The following is a 21,238-nucleotide window of genomic DNA, read 5'->3' on the forward strand; positions in this document are numbered from 1 at the left end:
TTCCGGGCGGGGGAGAGACGATGGCCGGGTTGAATTTTCACAAGACCAGGGCGCGCGCGCCGCTTCGTCTCGGCCTCGCCGGGGGCGGCACCGATTTGTCGCCCTATTGCGATCAGTTCGGCGGCGCGGTGCTGAATGTCACCATCGACCGCTACGCCTTCGCCTCGATCATCCCGCGCTCGGACAACCGCGTGGTCTTCGTGTCCGACGATACCGGCATCGAGGAAAGCTTCGAGATCGACCAGCCCCTGTCGAATGCCAAGCTGCTGCTCCACCGCGGCGTCTATCAGCGCATGATGGCGGAATTCAACGGCGGCCGGCGCGAGCCGATGACGATCAGGACCACGGTCGATGCGCCCGCGGGCTCCGGTCTCGGCTCGTCATCCGCCCTCGTCGTCGCCCTCGTCGATGCCATGCGCGCGGTGCTCGGTGCGCCGCTCGGCCCTTATGACGTCGCCCATCTCGCCTTCGAGATCGAGCGTATCGACCTTGCCCTGTCGGGCGGTCGGCAGGATCAATATGCGGCGGCCTTCGGCGGGCTGAACTTCATCGAATTCCTGCCGCAGGATCGGGTGATCGTGAACCCCTTGCGGGTCTCGGACGCCATCGCCAATGAATTCGAATGTTCGCTGGTCACCTGTTTTTCAGGGCGCTCGCGCCAGTCGGCGGAAATCATCGACCGGCAGACGGCGGGCCTGAAGTCGGCGGGCAGCGGCACCATCGAGGCGATGGACCGTCTGAAATACGATGCCATCGAAATGAAGCGCGCGCTTCTCGTCGGCAGCATTCCGCGCATGGCCGAAATCATGAACGATTCCTGGAAAGCCAAGCAGCGCACGGCCACCGGCGTCTCCAACGCCCGTATCGACGAATTGTTTCAGGTCGCCATGAGCAATGGCGCCCAGGCCGGCAAAGTGTCGGGCGCGGGCGGCGGCGGCTTCATGTTCTTCGTGGTGACGCCCGAGAATCGCTATTCCCTGATGCATGCCCTGAACGAGGCGGGCGGTCAGGCGACGCCGGTTAAATTCGTCGACCGCGGCAGCGAGACCTGGCACGTCTGATCGCCATGCACAGCATCTATCTTGCCGGGCCGGAGGTCTTTCACGCCGAGGCTTTCGCCCTCGGCCGCGCCAAACAGGCGCTGTGCGGCGCCGTCGGTTATGTCGGGCTCTATCCCCTCGATGGCACGATCGACACCGATGTGGCCGAGCCGCGCGACCTCGCCCGGGCGATCTATCGCTCCAACATCGCCATGATCCGCACGGCGGACGCGGTCATCGCCAATCTGACCCCGTTTCGCGGCCCAGGTGCCGATGCCGGCACGGTGTTCGAGGTCGGCTTCGCCCTGGCTCTCGGCAAGACCGTGCTCGGTTACCGCAACACGGTCGGTCTCTATGCCGACCGGGTGCGGGACTGGAACGGAACTGAATTCCAGCGCGATGCCGACGGCCGTCCCCTCGACCGCGACGGTCTGCTGGTCGAGGATTTCGGCTTCGGCGACAATCTGATGATCGACGCCGCCGTGACCGTGTTCGAGCATGACGCGGCGCCAGCCGCCCGGCTCACCGATCTGTCGGGATTCACGGCCTGTCTCAAGCGTTTGCAGGCTATTCTTCCGCCCTGAGCTTTAGTCCCCTTGGCGACCGACAAGGGACTTGTCGGCCCGGGTCCCCCCGCCTAAAGTCCCGGCCATGCGCATCCTCTATCATCAGCCCCTGTCGCCCTTCTCGCGCAAGGTCCGCCTCGCGCTCAAGGAAAAGGGCCTCGACTTCGAGCTGCGGGTCGAGCGGGTGTGGGAGCGGCGGCCGGAATTCCTCGCCCTCAATCCGGCCGGTCAGGTGCCGGTGATGGTGGAGCCGGACGGCAAGCCCTATGCCGATTCGATGGCCATCGTCGAATTCCTCGACGAAGTCTATCCCGACCGCCGGCTGATCGGCTTCGACCCGGAAAGCCGGGCCGAGACCCGCCGTCTGGTGGCCTGGTTCGACCAGAAATTCTATGCCGAAGTCACCCTGAACCTGGTGTTCGAGAAGGTGAACAAGCGCTTCTACGGCCTCGGCAACCCGGACTCGGGCGCGATCCGCGTCGGCAAGCAGCTGATCGGCGTGCACCTCGATTACATCGCTGAATTGTCGGAGCGGCGGCGCTGGCTGGCGGGCGACGAATTCGGCCTCGCCGATATCGCCGCGGCCTCCCACCTCTCCTGCATCGACTATCTGGGCGACGTGCCCTGGGACGCGCATCCGCGCGCCAAGGACTGGTATGTGCGGGTGAAGTCGCGGCCCAGCTTCCGGCCGCTGCTCGGCGATCATGTCGCCGGCATGCCGCCGCCGCCGCAATACGCCGACCTCGACTTCTGACGCCATGGCCGCGCCCGCCGATCCCCGCGCCGCCCTCGAGGGGGAGGCGCGGCGGCTTGGTTTCGATGCCGTCGGCTTCGCCGCGCCCGATAGCATCGAGACGCTGGGCCGGGATGCGCTGTTCCGCGACTGGCTGGCGGCGGGCCGGCACGGCACCATGGCCTGGATGGCCGAGACCGAAGAACGCCGGGCCGATCCCCGCGTGCTGTGGCCCGGGGTTCGCAGCATCGTGATGCTGGGCGCCAATTACGGGCCGGAGAGCGACAGCCTTGCCCTGCTCGGTGAAAGGGACCGGGGTGTTGTCGCCGCCTATGCCCGGATGCGCGATTACCACGATGTGATGAAGGGCCGGCTGAAGATGCTGGCGCAGTGGGCGGTGCGCCACCTCGGCGGCGAGGTGAAGGTCTTCGTCGACACCGCGCCCGTGCTGGAAAAGCCGCTCGCCCAGGCGGCGGGGCTTGGCTGGCAGGGCAAGCATACCAATCTGGTCAGCCGCGAGCATGGCTCCTGGCTTTTTCTTGGCGCGCTGTTTCTGGGCATCGAGCTGCCGGCAGGCGCGGCCGAGGTGGATCATTGCGGCAGCTGCCGGCGCTGCCTCGACATCTGCCCGACGAACGCCTTTCCCGCGCCCTATCAGCTCGACGCGCGGCGTTGCATCGCTTACCTGACCATCGAATATGACGGCGAGATCCCGGAAGAATTCCGCGCCGCCATCGGCAACCGGATCTATGGCTGCGACGATTGCCTTTCGGTCTGTCCCTGGAACAAATGGGCCAGCGCGTCGCGCGACCTGAAACTGTCGGAGCGGGCGGAACTGGCGGCGATCCCGCTCGCCGCGCTCGCCCAGCTCGACGATGCCGCCTTCCGCAGCCTGTTCGCGACGACACCGGTGAAACGCATCGGCCGCGACCGCTTCATCCGCAATGTCTGCATCGCCATCGGCAATTCCGGCGACCCCGCCCTGCTGCGCGTCGCCCGCCACCTGATGTCGGACGGCAGCCCGCAGGTCCGGGCCATGGCCGAATGGGCGCTGGCGCGGCTGGAGACTATTTCTTCGTCAGCGCCTTGAGGCTGGCGTTGGCCGCGTCGCGAATGGCGGGATCGGTCGCCTTGGCGGCGGCCTGTTTCCAGTCGGCGGCGGCCTTGTCGCGTTCATCGCGCAGGAGATGGATGCGGCCGCGCTCCAGGAGGATGGCGGCGTCGCCCGGGGCGAGACTGGCGGCCTTCTCGATGGCGCCGAGGGCTTCCGGCAGTTTGCCAGCTTCGCGCAATGCCGTCGCATAGAGGAGGTGCAGTTCCGGGTCTTCGTCGTCGATCTGCACCGCCCCGTCGAGATCGCGCACCGCCATCGGCCAGTTCTTCTGGGCGGCATAGGCCCGCGCCCGGTCGGCCAGCAGCTGGGGATCGTTCGGCGTGTTCTTCACCGCGAGGTCGAAGGCCTTGATCGCGAGGTCCGGCTTGCCGTCCAGCATCCGGACATTGCCGAGTTGGCCGAGCAGGGCGGCGGCCTCGTAAGGATTCTCGGTCTGGTCGATCATGCGGTTCAGGCGGTCGCCGGCGGCGCCGTAACGCTTCAGCGCGACTTCGGCGAGGGCGGCGCAATGCTGGGCGGCGGGATCGTCAGTCGTCTTGATCCAGGCGACGGCGGCGCTATAGGCGTCGCCGGGTGCCTTGTCGATCAGGGCGGTGCATTCGCCATAGGTCATGGCGCGGGCGGGCAGGATCGCGGCGGCGGCGAGAAGGAGGCCGAGGGCGGCTTGTTTAACGGCGGGCATGATGGCTACAGTCCTCTCTCGCATTCGTTGACGCAAGGCCGCACATGCCCCGCCTGTTCTGTTTCGGCCTCGGCTACAGCGCGCTGGCGCTGGCCCAGCGCCTCGGCCCCCGGGGCTTTGCCATCGCCGGCACGGTCAGAACGGCGGACAAGGCCGAACGCCTGCGCGCGCAAGGGATCGAGGTCCATCTGTTCGACCGGGGACAGCCGCTGGCCGACCCGGAAGCGGCGCTGGCCGGCACCACGCATCTTTTGTCGTCGGTGCCGCCCGACGAGGCGGGGGATGCGGTGGTCGATCATCATGGCGACCTTCTCGCCCGGCATTCGGGCCTTTTGTGGGCGGGCTATCTGTCGACCACCGGGGTTTACGGTGACCGGGGCGGCGACTGGATCGACGAGGGCGCCGCCATCGCCCCCACCGGCGCGCGCGGCCAGCGCCGGGCGGCGGCGGAGGCGGCCTGGTCCGCCCTCGGCCTGCCGCTGCATATCTTTCGCCTCGCCGGCATCTATGGCCCGGGGCGGAACGCCATCGCGCAACTGCGCGCCGGGCGGGCGCAGGCGGTGGTGAAGCCGGGTCAGGTGTTCAGCCGCATCCATGTCGAGGACATCGCCGCTGTACTGGAAGCCTCGATCGCGCGGCCGCGACCGGGGACGGCCTATAATGTCTGCGACGACGAGCCGGCGCCGCCCTGGGAGGTGATCGAATATGCCGCCGATCTGGCCGGTCTGCCCCGGCCACCCCGCATCGCCTTCGAGGCGGCGGAGATGAGCGCCATGGCGCGCAGCTTCTGGGCCGAATCGAAGCGGGTGTCGAACCGTCGCCTGCATGAGGAACTGGGGGTCACGCTGGCCTATCCGAGCTATCGCGAGGGCCTGCGCGCCCTGCTGACGGGGGGCGGGGCATGAGGCCGGACCGTCTCGACCATCTGCTGTGGGCCGTCACCGATCTCGACGAGGGCATCGCCCGGCTGGAAGACCTGTCGGGTGTGCGCGCCGCGGTCGGCGGCCGGCATCCCGGCTTTGGCACGCGAAACGCCCTCGCCGGGCTTGGCGACGGGCTCTATCTCGAAATCCTCGCGCCCGATCCATCGCAGGATCGGGCGGGCACGCTGGGCGCCCTTGTCGAAGCCTTGCCGGTGCCGAGCCTGATCGGCTGGTGCGCGCAGGGGCGAAACCTGCCCCGTCTTGCCGCGGAATTGCCCGGCGCCGGCCTGTCGAGTCCCGGGCCCGTCGCCATGGCGCGGACAAGGCCCGACGGCGTCCATCTGGCCTGGAGCATCCTCGGCATCGACGGCCACGGTTTCGGTGCGCTGGTGCCTTTCCTGATCGACTGGGGCGCTTCCCCCCATCCCTCTGCCTCGGCGCCGGCGGGGCTGTCGCTGGTCGACTTCGCCGTGACCTGTCCCGAGGCGGCGCGCCTCGAATGGACCTTTGCCGCCCTTGGTCTCGCGCTGCATCCGCAGGCGGGGGCGGCGGGTCTGTCGGCGGTGATCGAGGGGCCGCGCGGGCGTTTCGCGCTTCAGACCATGGGTGGCGTGCCGAATCGCACCTTCGGCCTCTGAAGCCACCCTTTCCGATTGCCGCGCGGGCTGTTATCTCTCCGTTGCTGCGAAGATAACGCAGGGAGGAGAGACGATGTCGATTGCTGTGATCTGTCTGGTGATTGCGATTATGCTGCCGGCCTTGACCAATATCGTGGGCAAGGTTTCGGCCGGTAAGGGCTACGACAATAATTCGCCGCGCATCTGGCTGGAGAAGCAGACCGGCTGGCGCCAGCGCGCCTATTGGGCCCACAACAACCATCTCGAAGCGGTCGCGCCCTTCGCCGCCGCCGTCATCCTGTGCTTTGTCGCCGGTGTCGACCGGGCCTGGCTCGACCAGTGGGCGATGATCTATATCGCGCTGCGCCTCGTCTATACGGCGATCTATCTCGCCAATATCGGGCCGCTGCGCACGCTCGTCTGGATCGGCGCGATGGGCATTGTCGTCTGGATGATGATCAAGGCGGGCACGGCGCTGGCCATGGTGGCCCCGGCGGTCGCCGGCTGAGGCGTCAGCCGATCGCGAGCAGCTTGCCCGTCGCGGAAGCGCGGGCAAGCAGTCGCCCGTCGTCGCCGAGCAGATCGCCCTCGAGAAAGACGATGGAGCGGCCGAGCCGCAGCACGCGGCCCCGGGCCTGAATGACGCCGGGCATCACCGGCTCGAAAAACGAGACCTTGAGTTCCAGCGTCGGCGGCACATATTTGCCCTCCGTCGTCAGGATCAGCGCGACCGCCATCACGTCGTCGAGCATGGCGGCCTGAAAGCCACCCTGGACGACACCGCGCGGATTACAGAATTCCGGCTTGCCGTCAAAACTCGCGCGCAATTCCCGCGTGGCGGGATCGAAGCCGATGGGCGCGAAGCCGAGATGGCGCGAACAGGCGGGCAGGGGCAGCGCGCCGAAGCGCGCCGCCAGATCGTCCCCGGTCAATTGCCGCCTTCGAGCAGACGGCGGGCGATGACATTGGCCTGAATTTCCGCCGCGCCCTCGAAGACGTTCAGGATGCGGGCGTCGCACAGCACGCGGGAGATCGGATATTCCTCGGCGTAACCATTGCCGCCATGGATCTGCAGGGCGTTGTCGGCGGTCGCCCAGGCGACGCGGGCCGCCAGCAGCTTGGCCATGCCGGCCTCGAGGTCGCAGCGGCGCTCCGCGTCCTTCTCGCGCGCGGCGAAGAAGGTGATCTGGCGCGCGATCATGATCTCGACCGCGGCCCAGGCCAGCTTGCCGAAGACACGCGGGAAGGAATAGGTCGGCTTGCCGAACTGGATGCGTTCCTGCGCATAGCGCAGGCCGAGTTCGAGCGCGCATTGGGCGACGCCGACGGCGCGCGCCGCGGTCTGGATGCGGGCCGATTCGAAGGTGGTCATCAGCTGCTTGAAGCCCTGACCTTCCTGCTGGCCCAGCAGGTTCTCGGCCTTCACCTCGAAACCGTCGAAGCCGATTTCATATTCCTTCATGCCGCGATAGCCGAGCACCTTGATCTCGCCGCCGGTCATGCCCGGGGTCGGGAAGGGGTTGGCATCGTCGCCGCGCTTCTTCTCGGCGAGGAACATGGACAGGCCCTTGTAACCCGGCTCGGCCGGGTTGGTGCGGGCAAGCAGGGTCATCACGTCGGCGCGGGCGGCGTGGGTGATCCAGGTCTTGTTGCCGGTCACCTTGTAGACGTCGCCGTCGAGCACGGCGCGGGTGCGCAGCGAGCCAAGGTCAGAGCCGGTGTTGGGTTCGGTGAAGACCGCGGTCGGCAGCAGCTCGCCCGAGGATATCAGGGGCAGCCACTTCTGCTTCTGCGCCTCGGTGCCGCCGGCCATGACCAGCTCGCAGAAAATCTCGGCGCGGGTGCCGAGGGAGCCGACGCCGATGTAACCGCGCGAGAGTTCTTCGGTAACCACGCACATCGCGGTCTTGCCGAGGCCGTGGCCGCCGTATTCCTCGGGCAGCGTGAGGCCGAAGACGCCGAGTTCCGCGAGTTCCGAAATGATCTCGAGCGGGATGAACTCGTCTTTCAGGTGCCATTCGTGGGCGAAGGGAATGACCTTGTCCTCGGCGAAGCGGCGGAAGCTGTCGCGCACCATGGCCATGGTCTCGTCGAGGCCGAGGTCGCCGAAGCCGCTGGCGAGACCATCGGAAATCGCGGCCGCGATCTCGGCGCGGACGGCGGCGGTATTGCCGGCGTGCAGCAGGGCGGCGACGCCCGGCACGGCCATATAGGCATTCACCTGATCTTCGCTCAGGCCGTAGTCGGCCGGGCGCACGACCTCGCCCTGGCTCATCGGGATACCGCCCTCGATCTGGGCGAGATATTCACCGAAGCCGGACTGCAGGATCAGGGTCTCGAGCCGGCCCAGCTTGCCTTCGCCCTTCAGGGTTTCGGCCCAGTGCAGCAGCTGGCGCAGGGATTCGACATAGGTCGCGAGCCAGGCGAGGCCGTGGGCCGCGAACTGCTCGGCCTCGAGCTTGGCGCCCGAGACCTTGCCGTTCACGGCGACCTTGGCGAGGACCGCGGCCTTGGCGTGACCGAGGAGCGTGTCCGCCGCTTCTACCGCCTGGGCCGCCTTGCCGAACAGGTCGGTCAGGACGGTGTCGGCGGCGGTTTCGGATGCAGTGGCGGCAAGGCTCATGTTTCGCTCCTCGGACTACTCTACGTTATGACAATCAGGCGCTGTAACCGGCTTCGATCGAATCCTCGATCGTGCGCAGGCCCGGATATTTGGCGGAAACGAGAACCGCCATGTTGCCCGGCTTGTGCTGGTTCTTCCACATCTTGGTATGGGCGCGCGGAATATCCTCGAAGGAGAAGACTTCCGACATGCAGGGATCGAGGCGACGCTCGATCACCAGCTGGTTGGCCTGCGACGCCTGCATCAGGTTGGCGAAGTGGCTGCCCTGGATGCGCTTCTGACGCATCCACACGAAGCGGGCGTCGAAGGTGATGTTGAAGCCCGAGGTTCCGGCGCAGAACACGACCATGCCGCCGCGCTTCACGACGAAGGTGGAGACCGGGAAGGTCGCCTCGCCGGGGTGCTCGAAGACGAAGTCGACGTCGTTGCCCTTGCCGGTGATGTCCCAGATCGCCTTGCCGAACTTCTTCGCTTCCTTCATGAAGGCGTCGAATTCCGGCGAATTGACCTTGGGCAACTGGCCCCAGCACTTGAAGTCGTTGCGGTTGATGACGCCCTTGGCACCCAGCGACATGACGAAATCGCGCTTCGTCTCGTCCGAGATGATGCCGATCGCATTGGCGCCCGAGATCGAGATGAGCTGGATCGCCATCGAGCCGAGGCCGCCCGAGGCGCCCCAGACGAGGACGTTGTGGCCCGGGCGCAGGATGTGCGGACGATGGCCGAACAACATGCGGTAGGCGGTGGCGAGGGTCAGCGTGTAGCAGGCCGCCTCTTCCCACGACAGGTGCTTCGGCCGGTGCATCAGCTGACGCGCCTGGACGACGGTGAACTGGGCGAAGGAGCCGTCCGCGGTCTCGTAACCGTAGATGCGCTGCGAGGGCGAGAACATCGGGTCGCCGCCGTTGCACTCCTCGTCGTCGCCGTCGTCCTGGTTACAGTGCACGACGACTTCGTCGCCGACCTTCCAGCGCTTCACCTTGGCGCCCACCTTCCAGACCACGCCCGAGGCGTCGGAGCCGGTGATGTGGTAGTCCTTGCGGTGCACGTCGAAGGTCGAAACGGGAATGCCGAGGCCCGCCCAGACACCGTTGTAGTTGACGCCGGCGGCCATCACGAGCAGCAGGACTTCGTCCTCGCCGATCTCGGGCACGGGCATCACCTCGAGCTGCATCGCGGTCTCGGGCGGGCCGTGACGGTCGCGCCGGATGACCCAGGCGTACATCTCCTTCGGCACATGCCCGAGCGGCGGGATCTCGCCGACTTCGTAAAGATCCTTGATCGGCTGGCTGATCGAGGCCGTCTGGACCTGACCCGTCGTGGTTGCCGTCATGCTTCTGTCCCTCGCGCTCCGTCGGTTTATATTGGTCGGCGTTAGCTGCTTTTGTCCGCGTGCCGCCCCCCGGCCATCCTACTCCAAGGAGGAGATCGGGGTAGGGCCGGAGTTTTGGATGCACAGCGTCCGAGTTGCAAGTTTATTTTGCGTCGCACAACATGCTATTTGAATAATATGGCATCGGATATGGTCCGAAAGAGTAATGTCGCTGGCGGACAGAGGGTCTAGAACGCCAGAAAGTTGCGAGAGCGGGGATTCTGACAATGAGTGACACCAAGCGTGAAAGCGTGGCGAGTGATGCGACCAAGGTCGTGCGCGACGACCCCTGGCTGATCCGGACCTATTCCGGCCATTCGTCGGCGGCGGCGTCCAATGCCCTTTATCGCACGAACCTCGCGCGCGGCCAAACAGGTTTGTCAGTAGCGTTCGACCTGCCGACCCAGACCGGCTATGACGCGGACCATGTCCTGTCGCGTGGCGAGGTCGGCAAGGTCGGCGTGCCGATCAGCCATATCGGCGACATGCGGACGCTGTTCGACGGCATTCCGCTCGGCCGCATGAACACTTCGATGACGATCAACGCGACGGCGGCCTGGCTGCTCTCGCTCTATATCGCGACGGCAGAAGGGCAGGGGGCGAAGCGATCGGACCTGCAGGGCACGACGCAGAACGACATCATCAAGGAATATCTCTCGCGCGGGACCTATATCTTCCCGCCGCAGCCCTCGATGCGCCTCATCGCCGACGTCATTTCCTTTACCTACAAGGAAGTGCCGAAGTGGAACCCGATGAACGTCTGCTCCTACCACCTGCAGGAAGCAGGAGCGACGCCGGTGCAGGAACTGGCCTATGCCCTGGCGACGGCGCAGGCCGTGCTCGACGAGGTGAAGAAGGCGGGTCAGGTGCCGGCTTCGGACCTGCCCAAGGTGGTCGGGCGCATTTCCTTCTTCGTGAACGCGGGCATCCGCTTCATGACCGAAGTCTGCAAGATGCGCGCCTTTACCGAATTGTGGGACGAGATCACCCTCAATCGCTATGGCGTCCAGGAAGAGCGGTTCCGCCGCTTCCGCTATGGCGTGCAGGTGAACAGCCTCGGCCTGACCGAGCAGCAGCCGGAAAACAACGTCTATCGCATCCTGCTGGAAATGCTGGCGGTCACCCTGTCCAAGGACGCCCGTGCCCGCTCGGTGCAGCTGCCGGCCTGGAACGAGGCGCTGGGCCTGCCGCGGCCGTGGGACCAGCAGTGGTCGCTGCGTTGCCAGCAGATCCTGGCCTTCGAGACCGACCTTCTCGAATTCGGCGACATCTTCAACGGCTCGACCGTGGTCGGCCAGAAGGTCGCCGAGCTGAAGGCGTCGGCGATGGAGGAACTGGCCCGGATCGAGGCCATGGGCGGGGCGATCGCCGCCGTCGAATCCTCCTACATGAAGCAGCGTCTGGTCGAATCGAACGCCCAGCGTCTGGCCGCCATCGAATCGGGCGACATGACCGTGGTCGGCGTGAACAAATTCATCGAATCGGCGCCCAGCCCGCTCGCCACCGGCTCGGAAGGCGCGATCCTCGTCGTCGACGATGCCGCCGAGATCGAACAGGTCGAGCGTCTGAAGGCCTGGCGCGCCTCGCGCGATGAAGCCAAGGTGAAGGCCGCGCTGGAAGGCGTGCGCAGCGCCGCGGTCGAGGGCCGCAACATCATGGAACCCTCCATCGCCGCCGCCCATGCGGGTGTCACCACCGGCGAATGGGGCCAGATCCTGCGGGAGGTCTTCGGCGAATACCGCGCGCCGACGGGCGTCGCCCGGGCCGCCTCGGCCCCGGCCGGCGACATGGCCGCCGTGCGGACCAAGGTCGACGCAGTCTCGGCCAAGCTCGGCCGGCGCCTGAAGTTCCTGGTCGGCAAGCCCGGCCTCGACGGCCATTCCAACGGCGCCGAGCAGATCGCCGTCCGCGCCCGCGACGCCGGCATGGAAGTCGTCTACGAGGGCATCCGCCTGACCCCGGCGCAGATCGTCAACGCGGCGCTGGAAGAAGGCGTTCATGTCGTCGGCCTGTCGATCCTCTCGGGCAGCCATGTCGCCCTCGTCACCGACGTGATGGAGAAGATGAAGGCGGCCGGCATCGCCGATATTCCGGTGATCGTCGGCGGCATCATCCCGCCTGAGGACGAGGCCAAGCTGAAGGCCGCGGGTGTCGCCCGGGTCTATACGCCGAAGGATTACCAGCTGACCGACATCATGGCCGACATCGTCGACATGATCGACGAACTGCCGGTCGCCGCCTGACGCCCTTGCCGGGGCCGCGAAAGCGGCCCCGGTCCCTGATCCAGATCAAGTCGCCGGCACCCCCTTCGTGCGCAAGTAAGGGGCAAGCCGGAAGCCCGATCCTGGACAGGCAACAGCCTGTTCCCCGTCGTGCCACCGGCACCGTCGATGGGGAAACGTGACCGTGTTCGGCTGGCTGAACGACCAAGTGCTGCGCATGGCGTGGCTGTCCGACCTCGTGAGCGCCGGGGTGACGGCGGGCGGTCTCGACCCCGCGTCGCGGCTGGGCGGTTCGGTGCAGTTCTTCGTCTATGACGTTGTGAAGATATTCCTGCTGCTGTCGGTGCTGATCTTCACCGTCTCCCTCGGCCAGGCCTATTTTCCGCCGGAGCGGACGCGGCGCATCCTCGGTGGCCGCGCCGGTTTGGGCGCTAATGTGCTGGCGGCCTTGCTCGGCACGGTCACGCCCTTCTGTTCCTGCTCGTCGATCCCGATCTTCATCGGCTTTACCGCGGCGGGGCTGCCGCTCGCCGTCACGTTCTCGTTCCTCATTTCTTCGCCCCTTGTCGATCTCGCGTCGGTCATCCTGCTCGCCTCGATCTTCAACTGGTCGATCGCCCTCGCCTATGTCGGGGTGGGGCTGGTTGTCGCTGTGGTCGGCGGCACGGTGATCGGCCGTCTGCATCTGGAGTCGCAGATCGCGGATTTCGTACGCAAGGCCCCCGTCTCGGATAGCGACGCCGCGATGACCGGAGCGGAGCGTCTGGCCTATGCCCGGGATCAGGTGATCGAGATCGTCGGCCGGGTCTGGCCCTATGTCCTGATCGGCGTCGGCCTTGGCGCCGTCATCCACAATTGGATTCCGCAAGAGGCGATCACCGCCCTGCTCGGCCAGGACAAATGGTGGTCGGTGCCGCTGGCGACACTGGTCGGCATCCCGATGTATGCGGATATTTTCGGCACCCTGCCGGTCGCCGAGGCACTGGTGGGCAAGGGCGTCGGCCTCGGTACCGTGCTCGCCTTCATGATGGCGGTCACGGCCCTGTCGCTGCCCTCGCTGGTCTTGCTGAAGCGCGTGGTCAAGATGCAGCTGCTCGTCGCCTTCACCGGCGTCGTCACCGGCGGCATCCTCGCCATCGGTTTCCTGTTCAACGCCCTGTCGGGCTGGTTCGTCTGAAGGAGAGCATCATGATCATCAAAATCCTCGGCTCGGGCTGCAAGAAGTGCATCGCCCTCGGCGAGAACGCCAAGACGGCGGCGGCGGCGGCCGGGATCGACGCCGAATTCGTCAAGGTGACCGATATCGCCGAGATCGCGGCGGCGGGTGTGATGCACACGCCGGCCCTGATGGTCGACGGCAAGCTGGTATCGAGCGGGCGGGTGCTGTCGCCGGAGGATATCGGCAAGCTCCTGTGACAGCACCCTTCGGTGTTACTGCGCCGTGTAACCGCCGTCGATCACCAGTTCGCTACCGGTCATGAAGCTCGACTCGTCCGAGGCGAGATAAAGGATACCGTTGGCAATGTCCGAGGCGACGCCGAGCCGGCCGATGGGATGGAGAGAAACGAGGCCCTCCTTGCCGGCAGCCGGGTCCTCGGTCTCGTTCAGATAGCCTTCGACCATGGGCGTCCAGATGTAACCCGGGTGGACCGAGTTCACCCTGATCTTGTATCCCGATTTGGCGCAGTGGAGCGCGGCCGACTTGCTGAAGATGCGCACGCCGCCCTTGCTGGCGTTATAGGCGGCGAGGTTGGGGTCGGCGATGATGCCCTCGATCGACGAGATATTGATGATCGAGCCGCCGCCATTGCCCTTCATGGCGAGAATGCCGTGCTTGGTGCCGAGGAAGACGGCGTCGAGGTTGATCGACATCAGCCAGCGCCAGTCCTCGAGGCTGGTCTCCTCGACGCTGCCGGCGAGGGCGACGCCCGCGTTGTTCACGAGAATGTCGAGCCGGCCGAAGCGGGCGAGCGTCGACGCGATCACCGCCTGCCACTGCGCCTCGTCGGCGACATCCTGCTTCATGAACAGGGCTTCGCCGCCCGTGGCGGCGATGGCCTCGGCGACCTTGCGCCCTTCCGCTTCGTCGAAATCGGTCACCGCGAGTTTCGCGCCTTCGCGCGCCAGCAGCAGCGCCGCTTCCTTGCCGATTCCCTTCGCCGCCCCGGTAATCAGGGCGACCTTGCCTTGTACTCGACCCATCGGACATTTCTCCCTTATGCGCCGGGCCCTGCTTGGGACCCGGCTTTGCTGTGCCGGCCGATCCTGCCGGCAGGGAAAGATAGCAGGGTCCACGCCGCGACGATCTGCCCGGGATCAAGCCGCAGCAGGTTATTTGTCCTGCTTGCCCTTCACGGGTGCCGCCGTGCCGGCATGGGTCGGCACGAAGGCGGGCGGGTCGCTCGCCGGGAAGGATTCCCGGCTGGCCTCGTCGATGGGATCGAGCGGCGTGGTCCTGCTGGTCTCTTTCCGTTTGGCCATGGTCTTGTTCCTTTCGGCTTCAAGTCACCCCTGCCATATGGGGGGAGGGGCGGCGATCTCCAAACGGGAAAGCCGGCGCGCCTATTTCTCGCTGTCGAGATGAACCAGCAGGGGGGCCGGATACCGCTCGCCCTTGGCCGCGCCCTTGGGGATCGCGGCTTCGAGGGCGGCGAGATCGTCGGCGTTCAGGCTGACGTCCAGCGCGCCCAGGCTTTCGCTCAGGCGCTCGCGGCGGCGGGCGCCGATCAGGGGCACGATATCGCTGCCTTGCGCCGCCACCCAGGCGATGGCGATCTGCGCCACCGTCGCGCCCTTGGCCTCGGCGATCCTGGCGATGGTCTCGACGAGGGCGAGGTTGTGGCCGACGTTTTCCTCGGCGAAGCGGGGCGAGAAGGCGCGGAAATCGCCCAGCTTCTGCTGGCCCGCCTGCCAGTGGCCGCTGATCAGGCCGCGCGACAACACGCCGTATGCGGTGATCGCGATGCCAAGGTCGCGGCAGGTCGGCAGGATGGCGTCCTCGATCCCGCGCGAGATCAGGGAATATTCGATCTGCAGGTCGGAGATGGGCGCGACCGCGGCGGCGCGGCGGATGGTCTCGGCGCCGACTTCCGACAGGCCGATATGCCGGACCCAACCCTGTTTCACCATGTCGGCGATGGCGCCGATGGTGTCTTCGATGGGCACCGCGGGGTCGAGGCGGGACAGGCGATAGACGTCGATATGGTCGGTGCGCAGCCGCTTCAGGCTCATGGCCAGGAAATTGCGCACCGAGGCTGGCCGGCCGTCATAACCGATGAAGCCGCCCGCCGGATCGCGCAGGGCGCCGAATTTCACCGATAGCTGGTAGCGGTCGCGGGCGACATCCTGCAGGGCGTCGGCGATCAGCATTTCATTATGGCCCGAGCCATAGAAATCGCCGGTGTCGAGCAGGGTGATGCCGGCATCGAGCGCGGCATGGATGGTGGCGATGCTCTCGCCCCGGTCGGCCGGGCCATAGAAATCGGACATGCCCATGCAGCCAAGGCCAAGGGCGGAGGTGAGGGGGCCGCTGGCCCCGAGTTGACGCTGTTCCATGCCATTCTCCCGCGAAGGTGATGGCTGGATGATGCGCTTTGGCTTTGTGTTCGATAATCTGATTTTATCCAGACGAGCTGTTCGGAATTTCGCACAATGACTCTGACGCCCGATCTCGCCGATCTCGATCTCTTCGCCGCCGTCGCGCGGGCGCGCAGTTTCCGGGGCGCGGCCAAGGCGCGGGGCCTTTCCGCCTCCAGCCTGTCGGAAGCGGTGCGCCGGCTGGAGGACAGGCTGGGCGTCCGGCTGCTGAACCGCACCACCCGCAGTGTCACCCCGACCGAGGCGGGCCTGCGCCTCCTGGAGCGCCTGACCCCCGCGCTCGACGAGATGCGCGCCGCCCTCGACGTGGTGAACGGCTTTCGCGACAGCCCGACCGGGACCCTTCGCCTCAATGTGCCCGGCATCCTTGCCCGGGTGATCCTGCCGCCGATTATCGCCGGCTTCCTCGCCCGGCATCCGGGCATCACGGTCGAATTGATGAACGAGGACCGCTTCATCGACGTGCTGGCTGCGGGCTTCGACGCGGGCATCCGCTATGGCGAGACGCTGGAGCAGGACATGATCGCCGTGCCCATCGGCCCCCGGGTCCAGCGTTATGTCCTGTGCGCCGCCCCCGCCTATCTGGCGAAGGCGGGCTATCCGGAGCACCCGCGTGACCTGCTCGACCATGCCTGCCTGCGCCATCGCTTCCCCCATGGTGCCCTGACCCCCTGGGAGTTCATCCGGGGGGAAGAGGTGGTGCGGATCGACGCTTCGGGACCGCTCGTCTCCTCTTCCATCGAGGCGCTGATCGCGGCGGCGGAGGCGGGGCTCGGCTTGGTCTTCGGCTTCGAGGACTGGCTGGGGCCGCCGATGCGGGCCGGTCGTCTGGCGCCTGTGCTCGAGGACTGGTGGCAAAGCTTTCCCGGCCCCTTCCTCTATTACCAGAGCCGCCATCTGATGCCGGCGCCTTTGCGCGCCTTCATCGACCATGTACGGGAAATTGCCTGAATCGGGCAACACGTCGATCCGGCGCAGGCCGGGCCTCGTGACGAGAAGGCGCCATTGCCGGCCCGAGATGCTGGCCTTCGCCGGCATGACGAGATTTTGCGAGGCAGCGGCTACAGGCTGGCGTCGATCAGGGCCTTGCCGGCCTCGACGAGGTGAAGCGCCGGGCCGTCGCCATCGAAGAGCTGGGCCGAGGCATAGGTGCCTTCGATCAGGAGGAGGAGGGCGTCGCCCAGCATGTCCGGGTCGCGCGCGCCCAGGGCGGCGGCGAGACCGCGCAGGCGGCGGCGGTATTCCTGCTTGTTCGCGACCGAGGCGAGGCGGGCCGGGTGGTCGCGGTCGGGATATTCCACGGCGGCATTGGTCATGCCGCAGCCCCGGTAATGGCTGACCCTTGTCCGATCCTCGATGGATTGCAGCCAGGCCATGATCTGGGCGCGTGGATCGCCGGCATGGGGCGCGGTCACCCGCTCGAACCGCTCCCAGAAATCGGCGTCATAGTCGCGGATATAGGCGGCGGCGAGTTCGTCCTTGGAGGCGAAGGCACGGTAGAGGCTGGGCTTGGTCACCCCCGCCGTGGTCACGATTTCCTCCACCCCGACGTCGCGGATGCCCCGGCGATAGAACAGGTCGCGCGCCACCTCGCGGATGCGGTCGACCGCGCGGCGGGGGCGGTCCTCGGTTTTGGCGGATAGGGTCATGCAAAAACTTCGTATTGACGATGTTACCGATCGGTACGTATGAAGGGGGCTCCTGAAACGTACCGGTCAGTCACATGAACATAATGCGCCCCAGGGGCCTTGGCCAGAGATATGCGTTCGTGGTCGCTGGCGTCGCCTTTCTCGCGCTGCTGGTCTCGGCCGGTCAGCGGTCGGCGCCGGGCGTGCTGATCCTGCCGCTGGAGGAAGGCTTCGGCTGGAGCCGGGACACGATCTCGCTCTCCGCCGCCATCGGCATCTTCCTTTACGGCTTGGTCGGGCCCTTCGCCGCGACGCTGATGGTCAGCCTCGGCATCCGGCGGGTCATGATCGGGGCGCTGTCGCTGATGACGCTGGCGCCGGCCCTGTCCTATTTCATGTCGGAGCCCTGGCAACTGATCGTCACCTGGGGCGTCTGTTCCGGCCTTGGTTCGGGCTGTATCGCCATCGTCCTGGGTGCGACGGTGGTGAACCGCTGGTTCGCCACCAACCGCGGGCTGATGATGGGTCTGCTGACGGCCAGCGCGGCGACGGGCACGCTCCTGTTCCTGCCGGCGCTGGCGGCGATCGCGCAGGCCTTCGGCTGGCAGGCGGTGGTGCTGACGGCGGCGGGGGCCTGTGCCCTGATGATCCCCGTCGTCTGGTGGCTGCTGCCGGAATCGCCCGCCAGCGTCGGCCTGCTGCCCTATGGCGCGGTCCAGGCGCCGGAGGCGGTGGCGCCCCGGCCCGGCAACATGATTGCGGCGACTTTCGCCACCCTCGGCCGGGCGGCGAAGACCAGGGCCTTCTGGTATCTCTTCGCCACTTTCTTCATCTGTGGTTTCACGACCAATGGCCTTGTCGGTACCCATCTGATCGCGCTCTGCGGCGACAATGGCATTCCCGAGGTGCAGGCGGCCGGGCTGCTCGCCGCCATGGGCCTGTTCGATCTGGCCGGCACCACCCTGTCCGGCTGGCTGACCGACCGGTTCGATCCGCGCAAGCTGCTCTTCGTCTATTACGGCATTCGCGGCCTGTCGCTGATCTTCCTGATCCATTCGGATTTCGATCTGCTCAGCCTCGGCCTTTTTTCGGTCTTCTACGGGCTGGACTGGATCGCCACCGTGCCGCCGACCCTGCGCCTGACCACCGATCATTTCGGCGACCGCGACGCGCCGGTGATCTTCGGCTGGATCGCCGCCGGTCACCAGATCGGCGCCGCCAGCGCCGCCTTCTTCGCCGGCTACATGCGGACCGTGCAGGGCGACTACATGCAGGCCTTCGTCATCGCGGGGGCGACCGGTCTCGTCGCCGCCCTGCTGTCGATCATGCTGGCGCGGCGGCCCGCCTTCGCCTGAGCCGGGGGGCCGCCGCCTGAGGCTTCAGGCCACGAGCACGGTGCGGCCGACGACCTTGCCCGCCTTCAGGTCGTGCAGGGCCTCGGTCGCCTCGCTCATCGGGCGGAGGGTGACCGGGATGGGCGCGACCTGGCCGGCCTTGACGAGGTCGAGCAGTTCGGCGAGTTCGGGCAGGCTGCCGACATAGGAGCCGAGCACGGTGATGCCGTTCCACGGAAACAGCGGGATGGGCATGGTCAGCGCGCCGCCGAACAGGCCGACGATGACCGCCGTGCCACCCCGGCGCAAACCCCTTATGGCGAGGGTTACCGTCGCGTCGGCACCGACGAAATCGAAGGCGGCATGGACGCCGCCATAAGTTTTCTGGATTGCCGCCAGTGCGTCCTTGTCGCGGGGATCGAGGATGTCGCTGGCGCCGGCCGCCCGCGCCGCCTCGGCCTTCACGGGGTCGATCTCGGCGACAAGGAGGGGCGCGGCGGGATAGAGCGCCTTCGCCACCTGGATCGCCATCAGGCCGACGCCGCCCGCCCCGATGATCAGGATGGGATCGCCCGCGCCCGCCGCCGGGATCTTCTTCAGCGCGGAATAGGCGGTCAGGCCGGAGCAGGCGAGGGGGCCGGCCCGGTCCTCGGCGATGCCGGCGTAATCGAGCAGATAGCGCGGATGGGGCACCAGCACCGTGTCGGCGTAACCGCCGTCGACATTGACCCCGAGGTGCCGGCCCTTGGGGCACAGATGCTCGAGACCGCGGGCGCAGACGCTGCAGCTGCCGCAGCCGATCCAGGGATAGACCACGCGCCGGTCGCCGACCGCGACACCCTCCGCGCCCGCGCCGACCGCGACCACCTGGCCGACGATCTCGTGACCGAGGGTGAAGGGCAGCTTCCGCCCGGCCCTGATGTCGAGTCGGTTGCCGCCGCCCATCTCGAAGTAACCCTCGTAGATGTGCAGGTCGGAATGGCAGACGCCGCAGCGGGAAATCCGCACCACCACCTCGGTGCCCTCGGGCACGGGATCGGCGACGACCAGCTCGCACAGGGGCGCGGCATAGTCGACCATCTTCTGGCTCTTCATGTTCTCTCCTTCGTTTTGCCGGCGAGGGTAAGGGCTCCCCCCGCCGTCAGCAAGCAGAGAGGCCGAGGCGGCGGCGCAGGTCCTGCGGCGTCTCCCCCGCCGCGCGCATGGCGGCGAGGGTCAGCGCCTTGTCCCGCTTGGCGAGGCGGATGCCGTCCTCGCCCAGCACCAGCCCGTGATGGGCATAGGCCGGCACCGGCAGGTCCAGCAGGGCCTGCAGCAGGCGGTGGACATGGGTCGCCGGAAACAGGTCGATGGCTCGTGTGACCAGGGTGATGCCCTGCAACGCGTCGTCGACCGTGACGGCGAGGTGGTAGGACGTCGGGGTTTCCTTGCGCGCCAGCACGACATCGCCCAGCATGTCGGGCCGAGCCTGCTGCTCGCCCGCCTTCTCGTCGTGCCAGAACAGGGGCCGGCCGACCAGGGCCATGGCCTTGCCGACGTCGAGGCGCAGGGCATGGTCCTTCCCCTCGGCGAGGCGGGCGGCGCGCCGCGCGGGATCGAGGGCGCGGCAGGTTCCGGGATAGAGCGGCCCGGCCGGCCCCTGCGGCGCGCCCGGGCTGGCCGCCACCTCGGCCGCGATCTCCGCCCTTGTGCAGAAACAGGGATAGATCACGCCAAGCCCGGTCAGCCGGTCGAGGGCGACGCGATAGTCGGCGAAATGCTCCGACTGGCGGCGCACCGGCCCGTCCCAGGCGATGCCCAGCCAGTTCAGGTCCTCGATGATGGCGGCGTCGAATTCGGGCCGGCAGCGGGTCTGGTCGATATCTTCCAGGCGCAGCAGGAAGCGCCCGCCGGTCGCCCGCGCCCGGTCGTGGGCTGTCCACGCGGCATAGGCGTGGCCGAGATGCAGTCGGCCGGTGGGGCTTGGCGCGAATCTCGTCGAAATGGGAGCAATATTGACCAATCCGGGCTTTTCCTCGGGCGATTCGACGTCATGATTATGGCAGCCGCGCCGCCCATCAGGAGACAGCCGAATGACGCCCATCGACGGACCGCGCCTTGCCCCGCTCGAAGACCGGCCCGCCCGCCAGCTGGTGATCCTGCTGCATGGCTTCGGCGCCGACGGCGAGGACCTGATCGGTCTCGCCGACCACTGGCGCCGCCTGCTGCCGGACGCACTCTTCGTCGCGCCGGACGGGCCGCAGCCCTGTGTCCTCGGCGGTTTCGGCCGGCAGTGGTTCCCCCTGACCGATTTCAGCGACGGGGAGAGGCTGGCGGGCGCGCGCTCGGCCGCCCCGGTGCTCGATGCCTTCATCGACCGCGAACTGGAAAAGGCCGGCCTGCCGGACAGCGCCCTCGCCCTCGTCGGTTTCAGCCAGGGCTGCATGATGGCGCTGCACGTCGGCCTGCGGCGCAAGCTGGCACCGGCCGCGATCCTCGGCTATTCCGGCGCCCTTGCCGGTGGCGACCTGCTCCCGGACGAGATGACCTGCAAGCCGCCCGTTCTGCTCGTTCATGGCGATGCGGATGGCGTCGTGCCGGTCGCCGCCCTGCGCCGGGCCGTCGCGTCGCTGTCCGCCGTCCAGGTGCCGGTGCAATGGCACGTCGAGGAGGGCCTGCCGCATGGTATCGGGCCGGAGGGGCTGGCGCTCGGCGGCGAATTCCTCTGCCGTCATCTGCTCGATGCCCGGGATTGACGATAACGGGCCGGAGGTCACGACAGCGTCACACAGCATGTAGTATTTTGCT

23 protein-coding genes are annotated in these 21,238 nt (G+C 67.2%); 13 read left to right on the forward strand and 10 right to left on the reverse strand.

Annotated elements, in window-relative coordinates; all coding sequences use genetic code 11:
- The first annotated feature begins 20 nt into the window (after positions 1 to 20).
- From DKG74_RS13905 to queG, 4 genes are all read left to right on the forward strand, one after another.
- Entirely contained in the window at positions 21 to 1,061 is a 1,041-nt protein-coding gene (locus DKG74_RS13905) for a GHMP family kinase ATP-binding protein (RefSeq protein WP_109906777.1), read from the forward strand.
- A gap of 5 nt (positions 1,062 to 1,066) precedes the next feature.
- Positions 1,067 to 1,624 (forward strand): nucleoside 2-deoxyribosyltransferase, encoded by a 558-nt coding sequence (locus DKG74_RS13910; RefSeq protein ID WP_109906778.1) that lies wholly within the window; start codon positions 1,067 to 1,069, stop codon positions 1,622 to 1,624.
- A gap of 67 nt (positions 1,625 to 1,691) precedes the next feature.
- Positions 1,692 to 2,360 (forward strand): glutathione S-transferase family protein, encoded by a 669-nt coding sequence (locus tag DKG74_RS13915; RefSeq protein ID WP_109906779.1) that lies wholly within the window; start codon positions 1,692 to 1,694, stop codon positions 2,358 to 2,360.
- A gap of 4 nt (positions 2,361 to 2,364) precedes the next feature.
- A complete protein-coding gene (gene queG / locus DKG74_RS13920; protein WP_109906780.1) occupies positions 2,365 to 3,429 on the forward strand; it encodes a tRNA epoxyqueuosine(34) reductase QueG in 1,065 nt (354 codons plus the stop codon).
- On the opposite strand, the gene DKG74_RS13925 is transcribed toward queG, so the two are convergent.
- Positions 3,407 to 4,135: a tetratricopeptide repeat protein gene (locus DKG74_RS13925; RefSeq protein WP_165837681.1), complete on the reverse strand. Its 729-nt coding sequence runs from the start codon at positions 4,133 to 4,135 to the stop codon at positions 3,407 to 3,409. The genes queG and DKG74_RS13925 overlap by 23 nt on opposite strands.
- 44 nt (positions 4,136 to 4,179) lie before the next feature.
- Between DKG74_RS13925 and DKG74_RS13930 the strand changes: the two genes are divergently transcribed.
- From DKG74_RS13930 to DKG74_RS13940, 3 genes are all read left to right on the forward strand, one after another.
- Positions 4,180 to 5,040 carry an SDR family oxidoreductase gene (locus tag DKG74_RS13930; RefSeq protein WP_109906782.1) on the forward strand — a complete coding sequence of 287 codons (861 nt, stop codon included), beginning with the start codon at positions 4,180 to 4,182 and terminating at the stop codon, positions 5,038 to 5,040.
- Positions 5,037 to 5,696, forward strand: coding sequence for a VOC family protein (locus DKG74_RS13935; protein ID WP_109906783.1), 660 nt, complete (start codon positions 5,037 to 5,039; stop codon positions 5,694 to 5,696). Before DKG74_RS13930 ends, DKG74_RS13935 begins: the two co-directional genes overlap by 4 nt.
- A 73-nt stretch (positions 5,697 to 5,769) precedes the next feature.
- Complete coding sequence (locus tag DKG74_RS13940; RefSeq protein WP_109906784.1) at positions 5,770 to 6,183, forward strand: MAPEG family protein; 414 nt, start codon at positions 5,770 to 5,772, stop codon at positions 6,181 to 6,183.
- 4 nt (positions 6,184 to 6,187) lie between these two features.
- Here the strand turns inward: DKG74_RS13940 and DKG74_RS21800 are convergent, their stop codons facing one another.
- The 3 genes from DKG74_RS21800 to ccrA are packed head-to-tail and all read right to left on the reverse strand — an operon-like array spanning position 6,188 to position 9,631.
- Positions 6,188 to 6,607: a PaaI family thioesterase gene (locus DKG74_RS21800; RefSeq protein WP_165837682.1), complete on the reverse strand. Its 420-nt coding sequence runs from the start codon at positions 6,605 to 6,607 to the stop codon at positions 6,188 to 6,190.
- Positions 6,604 to 8,298 (reverse strand): acyl-CoA dehydrogenase family protein, encoded by a 1,695-nt coding sequence (locus DKG74_RS13950; protein WP_109906785.1) that lies wholly within the window; start codon positions 8,296 to 8,298, stop codon positions 6,604 to 6,606. The genes DKG74_RS21800 and DKG74_RS13950 overlap by 4 nt, the downstream gene beginning before the upstream one ends.
- Positions 8,299 to 8,332: 34 nt before the next feature.
- Positions 8,333 to 9,631, reverse strand: coding sequence for a crotonyl-CoA carboxylase/reductase (ccrA, locus tag DKG74_RS13955; protein WP_109906786.1), 1,299 nt, complete (start codon positions 9,629 to 9,631; stop codon positions 8,333 to 8,335).
- Between the two features lie 266 nt (positions 9,632 to 9,897).
- Here ccrA and DKG74_RS13960 point away from each other — a divergent pair, with 266 nt between their 5' ends.
- The 3 genes from DKG74_RS13960 to DKG74_RS13970 all read left to right on the forward strand — a co-directional run bounded on the left by DKG74_RS13960 (position 9,898) and on the right by DKG74_RS13970 (position 13,308).
- The gene (locus tag DKG74_RS13960) at positions 9,898 to 11,913 is read left to right on the forward strand and encodes a protein meaA (RefSeq protein ID WP_109906787.1); all 2,016 of its coding nucleotides are present in this window, start codon (positions 9,898 to 9,900) and stop codon (positions 11,911 to 11,913) included.
- A gap of 157 nt (positions 11,914 to 12,070) precedes the next feature.
- Complete coding sequence (locus DKG74_RS13965; RefSeq protein ID WP_109906788.1) at positions 12,071 to 13,069, forward strand: permease; 999 nt, start codon at positions 12,071 to 12,073, stop codon at positions 13,067 to 13,069.
- A gap of 11 nt (positions 13,070 to 13,080) precedes the next feature.
- The gene (locus tag DKG74_RS13970; RefSeq protein ID WP_109906789.1) at positions 13,081 to 13,308 is read left to right on the forward strand and encodes a thioredoxin family protein; all 228 of its coding nucleotides are present in this window, start codon (positions 13,081 to 13,083) and stop codon (positions 13,306 to 13,308) included.
- Positions 13,309 to 13,323: 15 nt separating this feature from the next.
- On the opposite strand, the gene DKG74_RS13975 is transcribed toward DKG74_RS13970, so the two are convergent.
- The 3 genes from DKG74_RS13975 to DKG74_RS13980 all read right to left on the reverse strand — a co-directional run bounded on the left by DKG74_RS13975 (position 13,324) and on the right by DKG74_RS13980 (position 15,447).
- A complete protein-coding gene (locus DKG74_RS13975; RefSeq protein ID WP_109906790.1) occupies positions 13,324 to 14,094 on the reverse strand; it encodes a glucose 1-dehydrogenase in 771 nt (256 codons plus the stop codon).
- A gap of 129 nt (positions 14,095 to 14,223) precedes the next feature.
- Positions 14,224 to 14,373, reverse strand: coding sequence for a hypothetical protein (locus DKG74_RS21805; protein WP_165837683.1), 150 nt, complete (start codon positions 14,371 to 14,373; stop codon positions 14,224 to 14,226).
- A gap of 81 nt (positions 14,374 to 14,454) precedes the next feature.
- Positions 14,455 to 15,447 (reverse strand): aldo/keto reductase, encoded by a 993-nt coding sequence (locus DKG74_RS13980; RefSeq protein WP_109906791.1) that lies wholly within the window; start codon positions 15,445 to 15,447, stop codon positions 14,455 to 14,457.
- A gap of 96 nt (positions 15,448 to 15,543) precedes the next feature.
- On the opposite strand from DKG74_RS13980, the gene DKG74_RS13985 reads away from it, so the two are divergent.
- The gene (locus DKG74_RS13985; protein ID WP_109906792.1) at positions 15,544 to 16,440 is read left to right on the forward strand and encodes a LysR family transcriptional regulator; all 897 of its coding nucleotides are present in this window, start codon (positions 15,544 to 15,546) and stop codon (positions 16,438 to 16,440) included.
- A gap of 110 nt (positions 16,441 to 16,550) precedes the next feature.
- Here the strand turns inward: DKG74_RS13985 and DKG74_RS13990 are convergent, their stop codons facing one another.
- Entirely contained in the window at positions 16,551 to 17,138 is a 588-nt protein-coding gene (locus tag DKG74_RS13990; protein ID WP_109906793.1) for a TetR/AcrR family transcriptional regulator, read from the reverse strand.
- Between the two features lie 119 nt (positions 17,139 to 17,257).
- On the opposite strand from DKG74_RS13990, the gene DKG74_RS13995 reads away from it, so the two are divergent.
- Positions 17,258 to 18,472, forward strand: a complete 1,215-nt coding sequence (locus DKG74_RS13995) for an MFS transporter (RefSeq protein WP_341475861.1) — start codon at positions 17,258 to 17,260, stop codon at positions 18,470 to 18,472.
- A gap of 24 nt (positions 18,473 to 18,496) precedes the next feature.
- Here the strand turns inward: DKG74_RS13995 and DKG74_RS14000 are convergent, their stop codons facing one another.
- Entirely contained in the window at positions 18,497 to 19,546 is a 1,050-nt protein-coding gene (locus DKG74_RS14000; protein WP_109906795.1) for an alcohol dehydrogenase, read from the reverse strand.
- 46 nt (positions 19,547 to 19,592) lie between these two features.
- Positions 19,593 to 20,444: a tRNA glutamyl-Q(34) synthetase GluQRS gene (gene gluQRS, locus DKG74_RS14005; protein ID WP_243404140.1), complete on the reverse strand. Its 852-nt coding sequence runs from the start codon at positions 20,442 to 20,444 to the stop codon at positions 19,593 to 19,595.
- Positions 20,445 to 20,523: 79 nt separating this feature from the next.
- On the opposite strand from gluQRS, the gene DKG74_RS14010 reads away from it, so the two are divergent.
- A complete protein-coding gene (locus tag DKG74_RS14010) occupies positions 20,524 to 21,186 on the forward strand; it encodes an alpha/beta hydrolase (RefSeq protein WP_109906797.1) in 663 nt (220 codons plus the stop codon).
- Positions 21,187 to 21,238: the final 52 nt, after the last annotated feature.

Origin of the sequence: Zavarzinia aquatilis (assembly GCF_003173035.1) — a bacterium.
In the GTDB taxonomy this organism is placed as follows: domain Bacteria; phylum Pseudomonadota; class Alphaproteobacteria; order Zavarziniales; family Zavarziniaceae; genus Zavarzinia; species Zavarzinia aquatilis.